This is a genomic window from Micromonospora sp. NPDC048909 (assembly GCF_040649635.1).
In the GTDB taxonomy this organism is placed as follows: domain Bacteria; phylum Actinomycetota; class Actinomycetes; order Mycobacteriales; family Micromonosporaceae; genus Micromonospora.
Genome location: NZ_JBEZFU010000001.1, coordinates 68,400 through 84,322, shown reverse-complemented (window position 1 = coordinate 84,322; position 15,923 = coordinate 68,400). Strand labels below are relative to the sequence as shown.

The following is a 15,923-nucleotide window of genomic DNA, read 5'->3' as shown; positions in this document are numbered from 1 at the left end:
GCCCGAAGCGGCGGAGCGCGCGCGCCCGACCGATCCGGCCAGCCGGCGCGCCGGCGTCAGCGGCGGGGGGTGACCGTGGCCAGCAGCTCCGGCTGCCGCCGGTCCAGCACGTCGCCGGCCAGGTAGCTGCCGAGCAGCGCCGCACCCAACCCGTACGCCGCGCCGATCGGCAGGGCCAGCCAGAGCCAGACGTCGCCGAGCAGCACGGCGGCCAGCACCATCGGCACCCCGGCGGCGGCCGAGCCGAGCATCGCCAGCAGGCTGAGGAAGCTCTTCGCCACCCCGGCGCCGGTGTTCAGTGCGAACGGGTTGCTCGTCTCCGGCAGCGAGTACGCCCCGAGCACCGACACGAGACCGGTCACCGCGAGCCCGGCCCCGTACGCGGCGAACAGGCCACCGGCCGTCAGGCCGATCCAGCCCGGCTCACCGAGCACCAGCGGGATCACCACGGCCACCACGGCCAGCATCGGCAGCACGTACGCGGAGAAGGCGGTGAACCGGGCCCGCAGCTCCAGTCGCCCGGGCACCCCCGCCACCACGTGCGCGGCGTACGCGCTGCCGTCGAAGCCGAACTGGTTGGCCAGGGTGAGCGCCGCGATCACCCCGACGAAGAGCATCGAGAGGCTGACCAGCACCGGTGAGGCCGCGCCACCACCGGCGGTGAAGCCGCGCTCGGTGTCCATGCTGAAACCGGCGCCACCCAGATTGACCATCACCGGCACGAAGATGCCGACCACGGCGATGGTGATCAGGTTGGCCCGCCGTCGCGCGTCGCGCCACCAGTAGCGGCACTCCCGGGCGACCAGCGCGCCGAACCGGTCCCGCCGGGCCCAGCCGGCCGCGCGCGGAAAGAGCTGGGCCACCGCGCCCCCGGTGGCGCCGCGGGTCGCCGGGGCCGGGCCGGCGCTCGCCGCCCCGACCATCGCCGACTCCAGCGACCGCGACCACCAGAGCAGCAGCGCGCCGAGGGTGACCGCGGTGATCAGCAGCTTGACCGGCGCGGCCCAGACCCGGCCCTGCGCCACGTCGATGCCGACGGTCCACGGTGCGCCGAACGGGGTCCAGCCGACCACCTCGGCCGCCCCGCTGAGCGCCGCCCAGTCGGCCTCGCGGATCGCGGCGAGCCCGAAGATCTGCAACGGCCCGAGCAGCGCAGCGGTCACCGCCAGCAGCACGGCGGCCAGGTCGCGGACCCGCCGGGACCGGAGCATGGTGGCGAAGGCGCTGGTCACCGCCCGGCTGGCGGCCACGCAGAGCAGCACGCCGGCGAGCACGCCGACGGCGCCGACCAGGCCGGCCGACCAGCCGCCGAGCACCCACGCGGTGACCACCAGCCCGGCGAGCGCGATCAGCACGGCGAGGACCGGCACACTGACCAGGGCGGCGGCCAGCAACCCGGTGACCAGCGTCCGACGGGACAGTGGCAGCAACGCGAACCGGGCCGGGTCGAGCGTCTCGTCCACGCCGAAGAAGACCAGCGGCAGCAGCAGCCAGCCGAGCACCAGCAGGCCGCCGCCGAACGCGGCGATCATCAGCGCGTAGCGGTTGCTGTCGGCCAGCCCGGGTGCGGCGAAGAGGAAGAAGCCGCTCCCGGCGAACCAGAGCCCGACCAGCACGCCCACCACGAAGAGCGCGATCCGCCAGCCCTGGCCCCGGAAGTTGTTGCCCATCACCCGCAGCTTGAGCCGGACGAAGAGCCGGGCCGGGACCGGCCGGACCCGTGGGGCGGGCGCGGTCACTTCGACAGCCACGCCAGCTCCTCGCCGGTCGCGGTCCGCCCGCCGACCACCTCGACGAAGACGTCCTCCAGCGAGCGGTCGCCGCGTACCTCGCCGATGGCGCCGACCCGCTTGATGGTGCCCTCGGCCAGGATCGCCACGTGCGAGCAGAGCCGCTCGACCACCTCCATGACGTGGCTGGAGAAGACCACCGTCCCGCCGCCGGTGACGTAGCGCTGGAGGATGTCCCGGATCAGCGCCGCGGACACCGGGTCGACCGCCTCGAACGGCTCGTCGAGGACGAGCAGCCGGGGGCCGTGCAGCAGAGCGCAGGCCAGCCCGATCTTCTTCTTCATGCCGGCCGAGTAGTCCACCACCAGGGTGCGGCCGGCGTCGCTGAGAGCCAGCACGTCCAGCAGCTCCGCGGCCCGCTGGTCGACCACCGCCGGGTCCATGCCGCGCAGCAGACCGTGGTAGGCCAGCAGCTCCGCCCCGCTGAGCCGGTCGAAGAGACGTACCCCGTCGGGCATGACGCCGAGCAGTTGCTTCGCGCGGACCGGGTCGGCCCAGACGTCGTGCCCGAGCACCTGCGCCTGGCCGTGGTCCGGCCGGAGCAGCCCGACCGCCATCGACAGGGTGGTGGTCTTGCCGGCGCCGTTCGGGCCGAGGAGGCCGTAGAACGAGCCGGCCGGGACGTCCAGGTCGACGCCGGCCACCGCCACCTTGCTGTCGAACCGCTTGGCCAGGCCACGCAGCACGAGCGCCGGATGCTCACCAGTCATGCGTCAGACCGTATCCGGCTCGCACCGCGACGTCCGCCCCCGCGCGGATGACCTGCGGTCATCCTCGCGACGTACCCGCGTCATCTGCAACCGGTCCACTCGCTGGCGGGTGACAGGGGCAGGAACGCGACGGGGAGGGACATTGGAGAGCGACGAGGGGTTCGAGGAGTTCTATCGGACCACCAGACATCGGGTCGTCACCGTGCTCTACGCGCTCGGCGGTGACCTGGCCGAGGCGCAGGACGCCGCGCAGGAGGCGTACGTGCGGGCCTGGCAGCGGTGGGAGCGGATCAGCGGGTACGGCGATCCGGAGGCGTGGGTACGGACGGTCGGCCATCGGTTGCTGATCAACCGCTGGCGCAAGATCCGCAACGGGTTCGCCGCCTACCGGCGGCACGGTCCGGACCCCGCCGTGGGACCACCCTCGGAGAACACCGTCGCCCTGGTGACGGCGCTGCGCCGGCTGCCCGACGAACAACGGGAAGCCATCGTGCTGCACCACCTGGCCGATCTGTCGGTCGCCGAGATCGCGGCCCAGACGGGCGCCCCGACCGGCACCGTCAAGGCCCGCCTCGCCCGCGGCCGGAAATCCCTGGCCACCAGGCTCGACACCGCCCTCCCTGAGGAGGTCACCCATGCCTGACCAGCTCTTCACCGATCTCTACCGGGACACCGAGAACCTGACCTGGGCGCCGACCGACCAGGTGCGTCGGCGCGGCCGGCAGCGCACCCGGCGTACCCGGATGGCGGCCGGCCTCGCCGGCATCGTGGCGGTGGCCCTGGTCGCCACCGGTGCCGTGGCACTGGCCGGTGGCCCGGACGCCACCCCGCCGTTTCCGCCCGCCACCGACTCGCCGACGCCCACGCCGTCCAGCACGCCGAGCCGCGCCGCCGACCCCACGCCGAGCAGCAGCGGGAGCCCCACCGGCCGGGCGCCGTCGAGCCCTGCGGCGGGCACCGGCGGACCGTCCGCGCCGAGCGTGGAGATTCCGGCCGCGGCGATGCTGCAGCCGGCCGACCTGCCGAAGGGCTTCACCTCGGCGGACAAGACCCCGGACGGTGACTGGACCCTCGCGTCGGTCACCATCTACTGCCGTCACCAGTCACCGTCGTTGGCCGTGCGCCAGGTCGCCGACCGGGACCGGGTCTTCGACTCGCCCACCGACTCGATGATCCAGCGCGTCACCCGGCACTCCGGAAGTGGCGCCGCGAGCTCGATGGACCGGGTACGGGAGCAGGTCGCCGACTGCGATCCCCACCGGCCGGACGACTCGCTGTCGATCCTGGCGGAGGGCCTCGGTGGCGACGAGTCGCTGCTCGTCGGCTCGCTGATCGAGGGAAAGCCGAGCCGGTGGCTCCTGGTCCGGCAGGGTGATCTCGTGGCGCAGCTCCGGATGGACAGCGCCACCACCCCGGCTGAGGCCCGCGGGTACGCCCGGAAGGTGGCCGACCGGCTCTGCGCCGGCACCGACGGCTGCTGACCCGACCGGTGACCCGGGTGCCGCCACCGGCGCCCGGGTCACCGTGTCGGTGGCTAGAGGCGCAGGGCCTCGGGGGTGTGCAGGCGCAGCATGGTGGCCCCGATGTCGGCCGGAACCCGCCGGCGGGAGGCCATCGACACCAGGACCATCACGGTGAAGGCGAGCGGGACGGTCCACGCCGCCGGCTGGGTGGTGAGCGTTGCCGGCCAGCCGGAGAGCGGCGGCCCGAGCACGGTGACCAGCACCGCCCCGATCGCCGCGCCGCCACCGACCAGCACTCCGGCGGCGGCCCCGAGGTCGGTCAACCCCCGCCACCAGATGCCGAGCACCAGCAGCGGGCAGAAGCTCGACGCGGCGACGGCGAAGGCCAGCCCGACCACCTGCGACACGTCCAGCCCGGAGACGTTCAGGGCGAGCACGGTGGGCACCGCCCCGGCGATCACCGTGGCCAGCCGGAAGCCGCGTACCGAGCCGCGGCCGAGCACGTCGGTCGAGATCACCCCGGCCACGCTGGTGAGCAGGCCGGAGGAGGTGGAGAGGAAGGCCGCGAACGCGCCGGCCGCGACCAGCGCGGCGAGCAGCCGGCCGGTCAGCCCGTCGCCGAGCGCGGCACCGGGCAGCAGCACCACCACCGCGTCGGTCTGGCCGCTGACCAGCAGCTGCGGGGTGTAGATCCGGCCGAGCACGCCGTACAGGGTGGGCAGCAGATAGAACGCGCCGACCAGCGCGAGCACGACCAGGGTGGTACGCCGGGCCGCCGCGCCGTCGGGGTTGGTGTAGAAGCGCACCAGCACGTGCGGCAGCCCCATGGTGCCGAGGAAGGTGGCCAGGATCAGCGAGTAGGTGGCGAAGAGGCCGCGGTCGTCGTCGCCGGCGGTGCTGGGCAGCAGCCAGTCGGCCGCACCGGTGGCCGCCCCGGACACCTCGGGCACCGCGTCGCCGGCGGCGAAGGAGAGCTGGTCGCCGGGGCGTACCTCCCGGGTCTCGCCGTCGGGCAGGGTGAGGGTGGCGCGGTGCTCGACCACGACGGTGGTCGCGGTCCGGAAGGCCGGCCCGTCGGGCGGGGTCACCGCCGGACGGGCGTCGGCCTGCCACTGGAGGGCCAGGAAGATCGCGGGTACGGCGAGCGCGGTCAGCTTGAGCCAGTACTGGAACGCCTGGACGAAGGTGATCGCCCGCATGCCGCCCAGCGCCACGTTGGCGGTGACCACCACGGCCACCAGCACGGCTCCCACCGGGTACGCCGAGCCGGCCACGGTGGCCAGGGTGAGCCCGGCGCCCTGCAGTTGCGGCACCAGATAGAGCCAGCCGATGAAGATGACGAAGACGGTGGCCAGGATGCGCAGCCGGCGGGAGCCGAGCCGCAGCTCGCAGAAGTCGGGCAGGGTGAACGCGCCGGAGCGGCGCAGCGGGGCGGCCACGAAGAGCAGCAGGGCCAGGTAGCCGGCGGCGAACCCGACCGGGTACCAGAGCACGTCGACGCCGTACTTGAGGATCAGGCCGGCGACACCGAGGAAGGACGCCGCGGAGAGGTACTCCCCGCCGATGGCGGCGGCGTTCCACGTCGGACTGACCGCCCGGGAGGCGACCAGGAAGTCGGAGGTGGTGCGGGCCAGCCGCAGCCCGTAGAAGCCGATGCCGACGGTGACCAGGGTGACCGCGACGATCGCCGGAACGACCAGCCCGTTGCCCACCTCAGCGCTCCGGCCGCTGGACCAGGTCGGTGAAGTCCTGCTCGTTCCGCTCGGCCAGCCGCACGTACGCCCAACCGACCCCGATCAGGAACGGGAAGCTGACCACGCCGAGCAGCAGCCACGGCAGGTTGACCCCGAGCACGGTGACCCGGCCGACCGAGGGTGCGATCGCGAAGAGCCAGGGCAGCCCGCCCAGCCCGATCGCCACCACCAGCGAGAGCCGCAGCGCCAGGGCGAGCTGGGCCCGGACCAGGCCTCGGACCAACGTCTCGCCGACCAGGGTCTGCTGGGCCAGCTCGGCGCGGGTGCGCAGCACCCGGTCGTCCCGCCGGGACACCTCGGCGAGCACGATACGCGTCCGCAGCGGCGGCTCCGGCGCCCGCTGGGCCGGGACGGCATCGTCGGCAGCGGTCACCTGGGCAGTCTCGCCTGATCAGGCCGAATGTCAAGGGAAGGCCGTCGGCTGTGGACAACCTGTGGAGAAGCGCTCACCCCTGTGGACAACCAGCCGCTCGGACATTTAAGTAACCATTAAGTCCGGTTTGGTCCGCCCTCAGTACCCTTCTTTGTTTCCCGGCGTATCGGCCTTGCCGGCATTGACCCCGGCACCTACGCTGATGCGGCAATTTCCTGTTCCTCTCTACCCACGGGGTTTCTATGCGTAGATTCCGCACGCTGCTCGGCGTCACTCTCGCCGGAGCATGTGCACTGGCCGTGGTGCCGGGTACGGCATCCGCGGCTCCCGCCGTCTCGCAGAAGGCTGCGGCGGCGATCGACGACACCACCGGTGCCTACTACCCGCTGGCGCCGGCCCGCCTGCTCGACACCCGCTCCGGCCTGGGCGCGCCGACGGGCGCCCTCGGCGCAGGCAAGAAGATCGACCTGCAGGTCGCCGGCCGCGGCGGGGTTCCGTCCGCCGGCGTCGGCGCGGTCGTGCTCAACGTGACCGTGACCGGTCCGACGATGAACAGCTACCTCACCGCCTACCCGGCGGGCGAGGCGCGCCCCTCGGCCTCGTCGATCAACTTCCCCAAGGGCTGGCTGGGCTCGAACAACGTCACGGTGAAGCTCGGCACCGGCGGCAAGGCCTCGATCTACAACCACCTGGGCTCGACCCACGTCGTGGTGGACGTCGTCGGCTTCTACGCCGCCGACAACACCCTCACCAACCGCAACGGCAGCGAGTTCTGGCCCGTCACTCCGGACCGGCTCTTCGACACCCGGTCGGACGGCACCGGCAAGATGCCGGCCGGCTCCTGGATCGACTACTCGGTCGACTTCGGAGCCGACAACCCGGGCATCCGCAGCCTGGTGATCAACCTGACCGCGGTGGCCCCGGCGAACGCGGGCTTCCTGACCGCCTGGTCGGGTGCGGGCACCCGACCGACCTCCTCCACGGTCAACTACGGCGCCGGCAAGGTGGTGCCGAACCTGGCCTACGTGCAGACCCGGCCGTGCTACGAGGACTGGTGCACCCCCGGTGCGCCGATGTTCCGCGTCTACACCTCGCAGACCTCGCACTTCGTGACTGACCTGGTCGGCCTGATCGACGACGGCAGCTGGGGCGGCGGCCTGCGGTTCAAGCCGCTGAGCCCGACCCGGATCGCCGACAGCCGTTACGGCCAGGGCATCCCGGCCGCGCTCACCCCGGGCGCTGTCCGGACGGTCACCACGCCGGCGGCGCTGCTCGACGAGACCACCGTGGCGCTGGCGATGAACGCGACCGCCGTCGCGCCGACCAGCAGCACCGTGATCACGGTCTGGCCGGCCGGCTGGGGCGACCCGAAGCCGATGGCGAGCAACCTCAACCCGGCCGCCGGTCAGACGGTGTCCGGCGCGGTGCTGAGCCTGATCGGCCCGGAGGCCGGCTTCAACGTGCACAACCTCTCTGGCACCACGCACATGATCTTCGACGTGGTGGGCACGTTCTACTTCCTCGACCCGGCCGCGGCGCTCGCCGCCAAGGGCGCCAAGGCCGGCACCACCGCTCCCGCGGTCGTCGGCACCACCAGCCGGGCTTCGACCGGCAGCTGAGTACCACCCACGCGGGGCGCCCTGGCCATCGGCCGGGGCGCCCCGTCGCTGTCCGCCCTCGCGATCGACGCGGGCGGGTCGCCGGCTCGATGAGTGCGGCCCTCGTGCCGGGATCAGAACCCGAGGCCGGCAATCGGTCCGCTCTGCTTCAGGGCTCTTCATGCGCAAGTTCCGCCCGCTGCTCGCGCGGATTTGGCCGGGATATGTGCGCCGGGTAATGCGGAAGCTGGCACTCGCCGAACCCGCTCCGACATATACGGTTTTCACCGCTGACGTCGGGGCACACCGCCTTTCGCCGGTCCGATGGCGAGCAACCTGAACCCCGCCACCGGGCACCGCGAGCACGACGGGTGCGGCCGCCCTCGCGACCGGCTCGTCGAGGCCGAAGGCCGCCGGTGCCGGCGCGTCGGACCACGTCCGCGGCGGACCGGGCACGTACGAGGGCGCCCCGGTGATCCGGGGCGCCCTCGTACGTGTAGGCGGCGGCGGTCACCAGTGGCGCGGGCCCTCGCAGCCGGTGGTGGCAGCCGTCGCGGGATCCGGCTTGAGCAGCGCCCGGGCCCGGACCCGGCCCAGGTTGGCGGCGGACAGCCCGTCCTCGGGCAGCTCCGCGGCGATGTCCCGCAGCGCGCAGGAGCGCAGCGGCTCCGGCAGCCGGTCCAGGGCCGGTACGGCGTCCGCGGAGAGGCCGGCGAGATAGCCGACGTCCAACCGGCCGGTCGCCTGGTACCGCTCGACGTTACGGTCCGCGATGAAGCGGTCCGGGTTCACCGCCGCGAGGCCGAGCAGCGCCAGCACGGCGGTGGCGAGCACCAGCCGGGGCAGCCAGCCGCCTCGCAGCCGGAGCACGGCCACCCCGACCAGGACGAAGAGCACCCCGAGCCACACCTCGACGGTCGTCACGAACAGCCGAAGCCGGGTCGCCCCGTACGCCTCGGTGTAGACCTGCATCCGGTAGAGCGCGGACGCCACGACGACCAGGCTGAGCAGGGTGAGCGTGCCGAGCAGGACGCGGACCAGCATCCGGTCGGCCCGAGTCGTGCGCGGCGCCCAGCGGACCGCGCCGCCGATCACCAGCAGGGTGAGCGCGGACACCGCCAGCAGCTGCCAGAAACCGCTGCGCGCGTACTGGGCGTAGCTCAGCCCGGCCGTGCGCAGCACGTGACCCGACCCGCCGAAGAGCACGGTCAGCTGCACCAGCACGAAGGCGGCGAAGAGCGCGTCCAGTGCGGCCAGCGGCAGCACCCACTCCATCCGGTGCACCGTCCGGGCCGGTCCGGACCGCAGGTCGCCCAGATCGGGCGGGCGGACCAACAGGTACGCCCCGCCGAGCAGACCGGCGCCGATCAGGCCGAACCGCAGCGTCCAACTGGTGACGCCGGAGAGTGAGACGTCCGGCAGCAGGTCGGTCAGCAGGTCGGCGAAGATCGCGTCGGCCGAGGAGAAGAGCAGACCGAAGAGGGCCAGCAGGCCGAGCGAGACCGCCACGCTGGCCAGGACGCGCCCGAACCTGCGTCCGTCCGGACGGGTGCCGGCGAACCCGCGCGCCGCCCAGGGCAGGGCCCGGGCGGCTGCCGCCGGCGGCAGCACCATCGACACCAGCATCCCCCGCGGGGTACGGCCACCGGCCAGCGCGAGGCTCGCGGTCACGGCCGCGGTGAGCAGGCAGAGGACGAAGAGCCAACCGGCGGCGCGTACCGAGCCGACCGCGACCAGCGCGATGGTGGCGCCGGCCCAGGCGAGTCGGGCCGCCCGCCCCGGTGCCCCCGTGGCACCGGGACGGACGTCCGGCTTCGCCGCCAGCTGTGCTGCCTCACCCGGCTGTGCTGCCCCGGCCGGCTGTGCTGCCTCACCCGGCTGTGCTGCCCTGGCGGGCGCTGCTGCGTCGGCAGGCTGTGCTGCGTCGGCCGGCGTTCGCGGTGCCGCGTCGGTGGGCGGCGCCTCGGCCGGCGTACCGGCGGCCGGCGCCGGGGCGCCAGCGGTCGGCTGGGCGTCGGGCGCGGCCGCTGCCCTCCCCGGTGCGGCATCCTGGCGGTCCCCCGCGGCGACAGCGGGCGCGACGGGAGGAGCTGTGGGCGGCTGCGGCGGCGTGCCGGGTGCGGTTGCGGTGGCTGCCGGCGGTACCGGCGCACGTGGCGTGCCGGCGGATGGGTCGGGGCGGATCGCGGCGGCCGTGACCAGCGCCCCGGTGCCGGCGAGGGCGGCCAGCAACCATCCGGCGCCGGGGCGGTCGAGCGGCACGACCGACGCGGCCACGGCGGCTGCCGCGGTCGCCGCGCCGAGGACCGCCGGATGGGCGGCGCCGGTCGGGCCGGGCCACCGTCGGCGGAGTGCCGACGGTACGGGTGGTGTGGCGGGCGGCCGGGGCTGCCCGCCGGTGGGTGGCATCGGGCCCCAGTTGCCGCCCCAGTTGCCCCCGTGCCCCGCCCAGCTCGTGGCACCGGGCACGCCCACCGCCGGCGGTCCCGGACGGCCGACCCCCGGTCCCGGCGGCGGCGCCGGATGGCCGGATACCGGCCCGGACGGTCGCGGGACCGTATGTCCCGCCGCGGGACCGCCGGCCTGCGGTCCGGCCGTGCCGCCCGCCGGTCCGCCGCCGGCCGCCGGAGCTTTCGGCTGCTGCGGGGCAGGCGTCGGCGGGGAGTTGGCTGGGGCGGGCGTCGGCCTCGCCGTGGGGTCGGTCATACCGCTTCCTCTCGGGTCTGTCCGGCACCGGGGATGGCCACCTGGATCCGGCAGCCGGGTCCGCCACCGGGCGTGGGGGCGGCGGGGTCGATCACCTGGATGCGTCCGCCGTGCAGCTCGACGACCCAGCGGGCGATGGCGAGGCCGAGGCCCGTCCCGCCGCCGGCGGCCCGGTCGCCACGGCTGAACCGCTCGAAGACCCGGGAACGCTCGGCCGGCGGGATGCCCTGGCCCTCGTCGCTCACTTCGAGGTGCAGCTCGCCGGCGTGCTCCTCGGCGCTCACCCGCACCGTGCCGCCGGCCGGGCTGTGCCGGGCGGCGTTGTCCAGCAGGTTGGCGAGGACCTGGTGCAGCCGCCACGGGTCGGCGTGCACGCTCAGCGGCGCGGGCAGTTCCCGCGACCGGAAATGGACGTCCAGCCCGGCGCCGGCGGCGCTCGCGCTGGCGTGCTCGACCGCCTCGTCCAGGAAGTCGGCGACGTCGATGTGGACCCGGCGCAGCGTCGCCACCCCCGCGTCGAGTCGGGAGAGGTCGAGCAGGTCGGCGACCAGGTGACCGAGCCGCTCGGTCTGCGCCAGCGCGGCCCGCAGGCTGGCCGGCTCGGCGGCGGCCACCCCGTCGACCATGTTCTCCAGCACGCCCTGCAACGCGGTGATCGGCGTCCGCAGCTCGTGGGAGACGTTCGCGATCAGCTCGCGCCGGCGCTGGTCCGCGGCACCCAGGTCCTCGGCCATCTTGGTGAACGCGCGGGCCAGTTCGCCCACCTCGTCACGTGAGGTCGCACGTACCCGCCGGGTGTAGTCGCCGCGGGCCATCGCGCCGGCCGCGGCGGTCATCTCGCGCAGCGGCGAGGTCATCCCGTGCGCGAGGACCTGCGAGGTGAGCAGCGCGACGCAGATGGCGGTGGCGGCCGTCCGGACCGGCAGCCAGCCGATGGCATACCAGAAGTAGGAGATCCCGGCCCCGCCGGAGGCGACGAGCAGGATCCCCAGCTTCAACTTGATCGACCGGACCGGGTCGAGCGGCCGGGGAAGCAGTTCGAGCACCCGGTCCAGCCGGGCGAACAAGCCGGGGCTCACGCCGGCACCTCCAGCGCGTAGCCGACCCCGTGCACCGTGCGGATCAGATCGGCGCCGAGCTTGCGCCGCAACGCCTTGACGTGGCTGTCGACGGTACGGATGCCGGCGCTGTCGGCCCAGCCCCAGACATCGGCGAGCAGGGCCTCCCGGGGAAGCACCGTGCGGGGTCGGGCGGCGAGATGCACCAGCAGGTCGAACTCGGTCGGGGTGAGGTGCACCTCGGCACCGGCCTTGCGGACCCGTCGCTCGGCCTCGTTGATCTCGATGTCGCCGAGTCGTAGGGCGGGTGCCGGCGCCGCGGCGGCCCGCTCGACCCGGCGCAGCAGGACGTGCACCCGGGCGGCCAGTTCGCGCATGGAGAACGGTTTGGTGAGGTAGTCGTCCGCGCCCACCGCGAGCCCGACCAGCAGGTCTGTCTCGTCGTCCCGGGCGGTCAACATCAGCACCGGGACGGCACGGTCGGCCTGGATCCGCCGGCACACCTCCAGGCCGTCGAAGCCCGGCAGCATGACGTCGAGGACGACCAGGTCGTGCTGCCCGACCCGGAATCGTTCGACGGCGCTCGGGCCGTCGCCCGCGATGTCCACCGTGAAGCCCTCGGCACGTAGCCGTGCGGCGACCGACTCGGCGATGGTCCGCTCGTCCTCGACCACCAGTACGCGGCGCTCTTTCATGAGGCCTGACTGTAGGGAGCCGCCGTGGAGATCAGTGGCTGGTGATGTGAACGATCTGTGGAGAACGGTCGGTCCGGGTCCGGCGCCGATCCGCGTGCTGCCGCTCAGCCGATCGACGGATACCGGTCGCCGGATGTTCCTCCACGGTGGATACGAGGGGATTTATTCGCTGGTCACGGGGTTGCCGGCATAGATGGCCACCCCTAGTCTGAGCAGGCTGTTCCCTGTCCCCTCGTCTCCCCGGGGCCTCTCATGCGCGCACTCCGCACCCTGCTCTCCGTGGCCGCCGCCGGAGCCTGTGCGCTGGCCGGGCTGCCGGCTTCGGCGCCCGTCGCGTCGGCCGCCTCGGCACCCGCCGCGGCCGCCGCCGAATCGGTCGTCGGGATGTACTACCCGCTGGCGCCGGAGCGGTTGATGGACACCCGCAGCGGCCTCGGCGGTCGGACCGGCCCGCTCCGGGCCCGTGAGGTGGTCGACCTCCAGGTCGCCGGCCGGGGCGGGGTACCGGCCGGCGGCGTCGGCTCGGTGGTGCTGAACGTGACGGTGACCGGCCCGACCGCGAACAGCTACCTGACCCTCTACCCGGGCGGCCAGGCCCGGCCGACCGCATCGTCGATCAACTTTGCGCCCGGCTGGCTGGGCTCCAACAACGTCACCGTCAAGCTCGCGGCGGACGGCCGGGTCGCCATCTACCACCACGACGGCAGCACGCAGGTCGTGGTCGACGTGGTCGGCTTCTACGCCGGCAGTGACGCGGTGCAGAGCAGCCACGGCCGGGGCGGCCAGTTCCAGCGGGTGACCCCGACCCGGCTCGTCGACACCCGGCAGGAGCGCGGCGCGATCGAGGAGAACACCCGGATCAACCGGTGGGTCGACCTCGGCCCGTCCAGCCCGCGGGTGCGGGCGCTGGTCCTCAACATCACCGCCGTCGCGCCGGCCGAGTCGGGCTTCCTCAGCGCCTGGGCCGGTGACAGCCCGGTGCCCACCTCGTCGACGGTCAACTACGGCGCCGGCAAGGTCGTGCCAAACCTGGCCTACGTGCGGACCGCGACCTGCCACGACTGCGGTCCCTGGTACGGCGTGCCGATCTTCTCGGTCTACACGCTCCGGTCCACCAACATCGTGGTCGACCTGGTCGGGGTGATCGACGACGGATCGCTGGCGGGTGGGCTGCGGTTCACCCCGCTGAGCCCCACCCGGATCGTGGACAGCCGCAGCAACCTGGGCACCTCGGGGGCGCTGGGCGCGAACGTGACCCGCCGGGTCGTCACCCCGGCCGCCCTGGTCACCGCCGCCACGCAGGTGCTGGCGCTGAACGTGACGGCGGTCGCGCCGAGCCTCAACACCGTGGTCACCGTCTGGCCCGCCGACGCGGGGTTGGCGAAGCCGACCGCGAGCAATCTGAACCCGGCGGCCGGGCAGATCGTCTCCAACGCCGTGTTGAGCGGCATCGGTCCGCAGGACGCGTTCCAGGTGCACAACCTCGCCGGCAGCACCCATCTGGTGGCCGACGTGGTGGGCACCTTCCAACTGCCGACCGGCACCTCGCCGGCCGAGCCGATGGGGGTCATCGCCACCGGCGGCTACTGACCACGTTCCGGCCACCACACCCCGGCCGAACGGGTCGAGGTGCCGCCCTGGCCGGGGTCGGCCTTGCCGCGCATGATCACCGGCTCCTAGGGTGTGTCGACGCATTTCCGTCCATCGTTCTCCGGGGGATCCACATGCGAACAGTTCGCGGCCTGCTCGGTTTGGGGGTGGCCCTGGTCGCCACCTGCGCGCTGACGGCGGCGCCCGCCGCCGCCGTGCCGTCGCGCACGTCGCAGGCGGCTGTCGACGTCACCGGCACCTACTACCCGGTCGCCCCCACCCGCCTGATGGACACCCGCGACGGTCTGGGCGCGCCTGCGGCCAAGGTCGGACCGTCGGGCACGGTGGACCTGCAGGTGACCGGGCGCGGCGGCGTGCCGGTCAGCGGTGTCGGGGCGGTCGTCGTCAACGTGACGATCACCGGCCCGACGGCGGACAGCTTCGTCACCCTCTATCCGGCCGGCCAGCCTCTGCCGAACGCTTCGTCGGTCAACTTCGCGGCGGGCTGGTTGGGCTCCAACAATGTCACCGTCAAGCTCGGCGCCGGCGGCAAGGTGAGGGTGTTCAACCGCAACGGCCACACGGATGTCGTGGTCGATGTGGTGGGGTTCTACGCGGCCGACAACACCCTCGCGAGCCGGGGCATGGGCTCCCGCTACCACCCGTACCGCGCGAACCGGATCTTCGACAGCCGGACCGACCCGAACACCGGCGGGCTGAAGCGGTCCGCGGGCAGCTACCTGAACCTGACCAGGCTGCTCGGCGGGGACAACCCACATGCCCGAGCGCTGGTCCTCAACATCACCGTGGTCGACCCGGAGTCCGACGGCTTCGTCACGGCCTGGTCGGGTGACGGTCCGGTGCCCACCGCCTCGACCGTCAACTTCCGCGCCGGCACCGTCACGCCCAACCTGGCGTACGTGCAGACCCGGCCGTGTGACGGGTCGCTCTGCTCCCCGGAGGGCGCGCCGGCCTTCACGATCTACACCTCGGCCCGTGCCCACATCATCGTCGACGGCTTCGGGATGATGGACGACGGGACGCTGCTCTTCGGCCGCCGCTTCCAGGCACTGAATCCGACCCGGATCGTCGACACCCGCACCGGCCTGGGGACGGCGGGCGCGCTCGGCGCCGGGGACACCCGCAAGGTGGCGCCGCCGCCGGCGATGGGGACCAACGAGGAGATCGTCCTGGTGACGAACGTGACCGCCGTGACGCCGACGCGGAACACGGTCGTCACGGTCTGGCCGGCCGACTGGCCCGACTTCGGTGAGCCGGCGGCGAGCAACCTCAATCCGGCGATCGGGCAGACCGTTTCCGGGGCGGTGCTGAACGAGCTCGGGCCGTACGGCAAGTTCCACGTGCGCAACCACGCGGGCAGCGTTCACCTGGTCATGGACGTGACGGGCAGGTTCTACTGGCCGTGACGGGCGGAACGTGGAAAGGGCGCCCGGGTCGAGGACCCGGGCGCCCTTTCGTCACTCCAGACCGGCGCGCTCCGGTCGGGCGGAGGCGGAGCCGAGCCAGGTGTGCGGGTTGCCGTACCAGCACCAGCCGAGCTTCGGCGCACCCTGACTGATCCAGATCGCCGGCACCCGCTTGTCGCCGCAGCGCGAACCGACCAGCGAGAAGCACTTGTTCTTGGCGAGCGCGGCCGGGTACAGCGTGACGAAGGCGAGCCCCTCGTCGATGCTGAGCGGCAGCCGGCCCTGGCCGGTGATCACCTCCATCGCCGACGAGGGGGCGAGGTTCAGCGTCTCCTCGTCACCCCGGTCCACGTCGAAGAGCAGGTACGCGGGACCGGCGGGCACCTCCAGCTCCTTGATCGGGTCGAACCGGGCCAGGTCACCCTCGGCGTAGTGCCGGTCCAGGAAGCCGGGCTTGCGCTTGCCGGCGAGCGTGGTCAGCGCCAGCCGGTCCTCGACCGGCACCAGCTCGCGGGTGATCACCAGCAGGAACGGCACCCGCCCCTCGGTCGGGGCCGGCAGGCCGGCCGCGCCGGCGACGGCCGCCGCCCGCAGCGGTTCGACCAGCCCGCGGAAGTCGTCGGCGGTCATCTTGGCGAGGGCGGGGTAGTCCAGCTCGACCAGTCGGTCGAGCTGGCGGTCGAACTCGGTTCCGGCGTCGAACGGGGCGTCTGTCACGGCGGCCTCCCTCAAGTCGTACGGCCTACCGTACAGCGTACG

Annotated in this window: 13 protein-coding genes; 5 read left to right on the top strand and 8 right to left on the bottom strand. The window is 73.5% G+C overall.

Features of this window, described 5'->3' with window-relative positions; genetic code table 11:
• Nucleotides 1-56: 56 nt before the first annotated feature.
• On the bottom strand, nucleotides 57-1,751 hold the full coding sequence (locus tag AB0C04_RS00435; protein ID WP_357046460.1) for an ABC transporter permease: 1,695 nt from the start codon (nucleotides 1,749-1,751) through the stop codon (nucleotides 57-59).
• Entirely contained in the window at nucleotides 1,736-2,500 is a 765-nt protein-coding gene (locus AB0C04_RS00430; protein ID WP_357046458.1) for an ABC transporter ATP-binding protein, read from the bottom strand. Before AB0C04_RS00430 ends, AB0C04_RS00435 begins: the two co-directional genes overlap by 16 nt.
• Before the next feature lie 142 nt (nucleotides 2,501-2,642).
• On the opposite strand from AB0C04_RS00430, the gene AB0C04_RS00425 reads away from it, so the two are divergent.
• Complete coding sequence (locus AB0C04_RS00425) at nucleotides 2,643-3,143, top strand: SigE family RNA polymerase sigma factor (protein WP_357046456.1); 501 nt, start codon at nucleotides 2,643-2,645, stop codon at nucleotides 3,141-3,143.
• A complete protein-coding gene (locus AB0C04_RS00420; RefSeq protein ID WP_357046454.1) occupies nucleotides 3,136-3,981 on the top strand; it encodes a hypothetical protein in 846 nt (281 codons plus the stop codon). The genes AB0C04_RS00425 and AB0C04_RS00420 overlap by 8 nt, the downstream gene beginning before the upstream one ends.
• A 53-nt stretch (nucleotides 3,982-4,034) precedes the next feature.
• Here AB0C04_RS00420 and AB0C04_RS00415 read toward each other — a convergent pair whose 3' ends face one another.
• Nucleotides 4,035-5,675, bottom strand: a complete 1,641-nt coding sequence (locus tag AB0C04_RS00415) for a cation acetate symporter (RefSeq protein ID WP_357046452.1) — start codon at nucleotides 5,673-5,675, stop codon at nucleotides 4,035-4,037.
• A 1-nt stretch (nucleotide 5,676) separates the two neighbouring features.
• Complete coding sequence (locus tag AB0C04_RS00410) at nucleotides 5,677-6,090, bottom strand: hypothetical protein (protein ID WP_350876813.1); 414 nt, start codon at nucleotides 6,088-6,090, stop codon at nucleotides 5,677-5,679.
• 242 nt (nucleotides 6,091-6,332) lie between these two features.
• On the opposite strand from AB0C04_RS00410, the gene AB0C04_RS00405 reads away from it, so the two are divergent.
• Nucleotides 6,333-7,709: a hypothetical protein gene (locus AB0C04_RS00405; protein ID WP_357046449.1), complete on the top strand. Its 1,377-nt coding sequence runs from the start codon at nucleotides 6,333-6,335 to the stop codon at nucleotides 7,707-7,709.
• A 489-nt stretch (nucleotides 7,710-8,198) separates the two neighbouring features.
• On the opposite strand, the gene AB0C04_RS00400 is transcribed toward AB0C04_RS00405, so the two are convergent.
• The 3 genes from AB0C04_RS00400 to AB0C04_RS00390 all read right to left on the bottom strand — a co-directional run bounded on the left by AB0C04_RS00400 (nucleotide 8,199) and on the right by AB0C04_RS00390 (nucleotide 12,147).
• A complete protein-coding gene (locus AB0C04_RS00400) occupies nucleotides 8,199-9,965 on the bottom strand; it encodes a DUF4173 domain-containing protein (RefSeq protein WP_357046447.1) in 1,767 nt (588 codons plus the stop codon).
• 425 nt (nucleotides 9,966-10,390) lie between these two features.
• The gene (locus AB0C04_RS00395) at nucleotides 10,391-11,473 is read right to left on the bottom strand and encodes an ATP-binding protein (RefSeq protein WP_357046445.1); all 1,083 of its coding nucleotides are present in this window, start codon (nucleotides 11,471-11,473) and stop codon (nucleotides 10,391-10,393) included.
• Nucleotides 11,470-12,147, bottom strand: coding sequence for a response regulator transcription factor (locus tag AB0C04_RS00390; protein WP_357046443.1), 678 nt, complete (start codon nucleotides 12,145-12,147; stop codon nucleotides 11,470-11,472). Before AB0C04_RS00390 ends, AB0C04_RS00395 begins: the two co-directional genes overlap by 4 nt.
• Nucleotides 12,148-12,399: 252 nt before the next feature.
• Here AB0C04_RS00390 and AB0C04_RS00385 point away from each other — a divergent pair, with 252 nt between their 5' ends.
• Both AB0C04_RS00385 and AB0C04_RS00380 read left to right on the top strand, forming a co-directional pair.
• Entirely contained in the window at nucleotides 12,400-13,737 is a 1,338-nt protein-coding gene (locus tag AB0C04_RS00385; RefSeq protein WP_357046441.1) for a hypothetical protein, read from the top strand.
• A 134-nt stretch (nucleotides 13,738-13,871) separates the two neighbouring features.
• Complete coding sequence (locus AB0C04_RS00380) at nucleotides 13,872-15,164, top strand: hypothetical protein (protein WP_357046439.1); 1,293 nt, start codon at nucleotides 13,872-13,874, stop codon at nucleotides 15,162-15,164.
• Nucleotides 15,165-15,215: 51 nt separating this feature from the next.
• On the opposite strand, the gene AB0C04_RS00375 is transcribed toward AB0C04_RS00380, so the two are convergent.
• Complete coding sequence (locus AB0C04_RS00375) at nucleotides 15,216-15,881, bottom strand: DUF5701 family protein (RefSeq protein ID WP_357046437.1); 666 nt, start codon at nucleotides 15,879-15,881, stop codon at nucleotides 15,216-15,218.
• Between the last annotated feature and the right edge of the window lie 42 nt (nucleotides 15,882-15,923).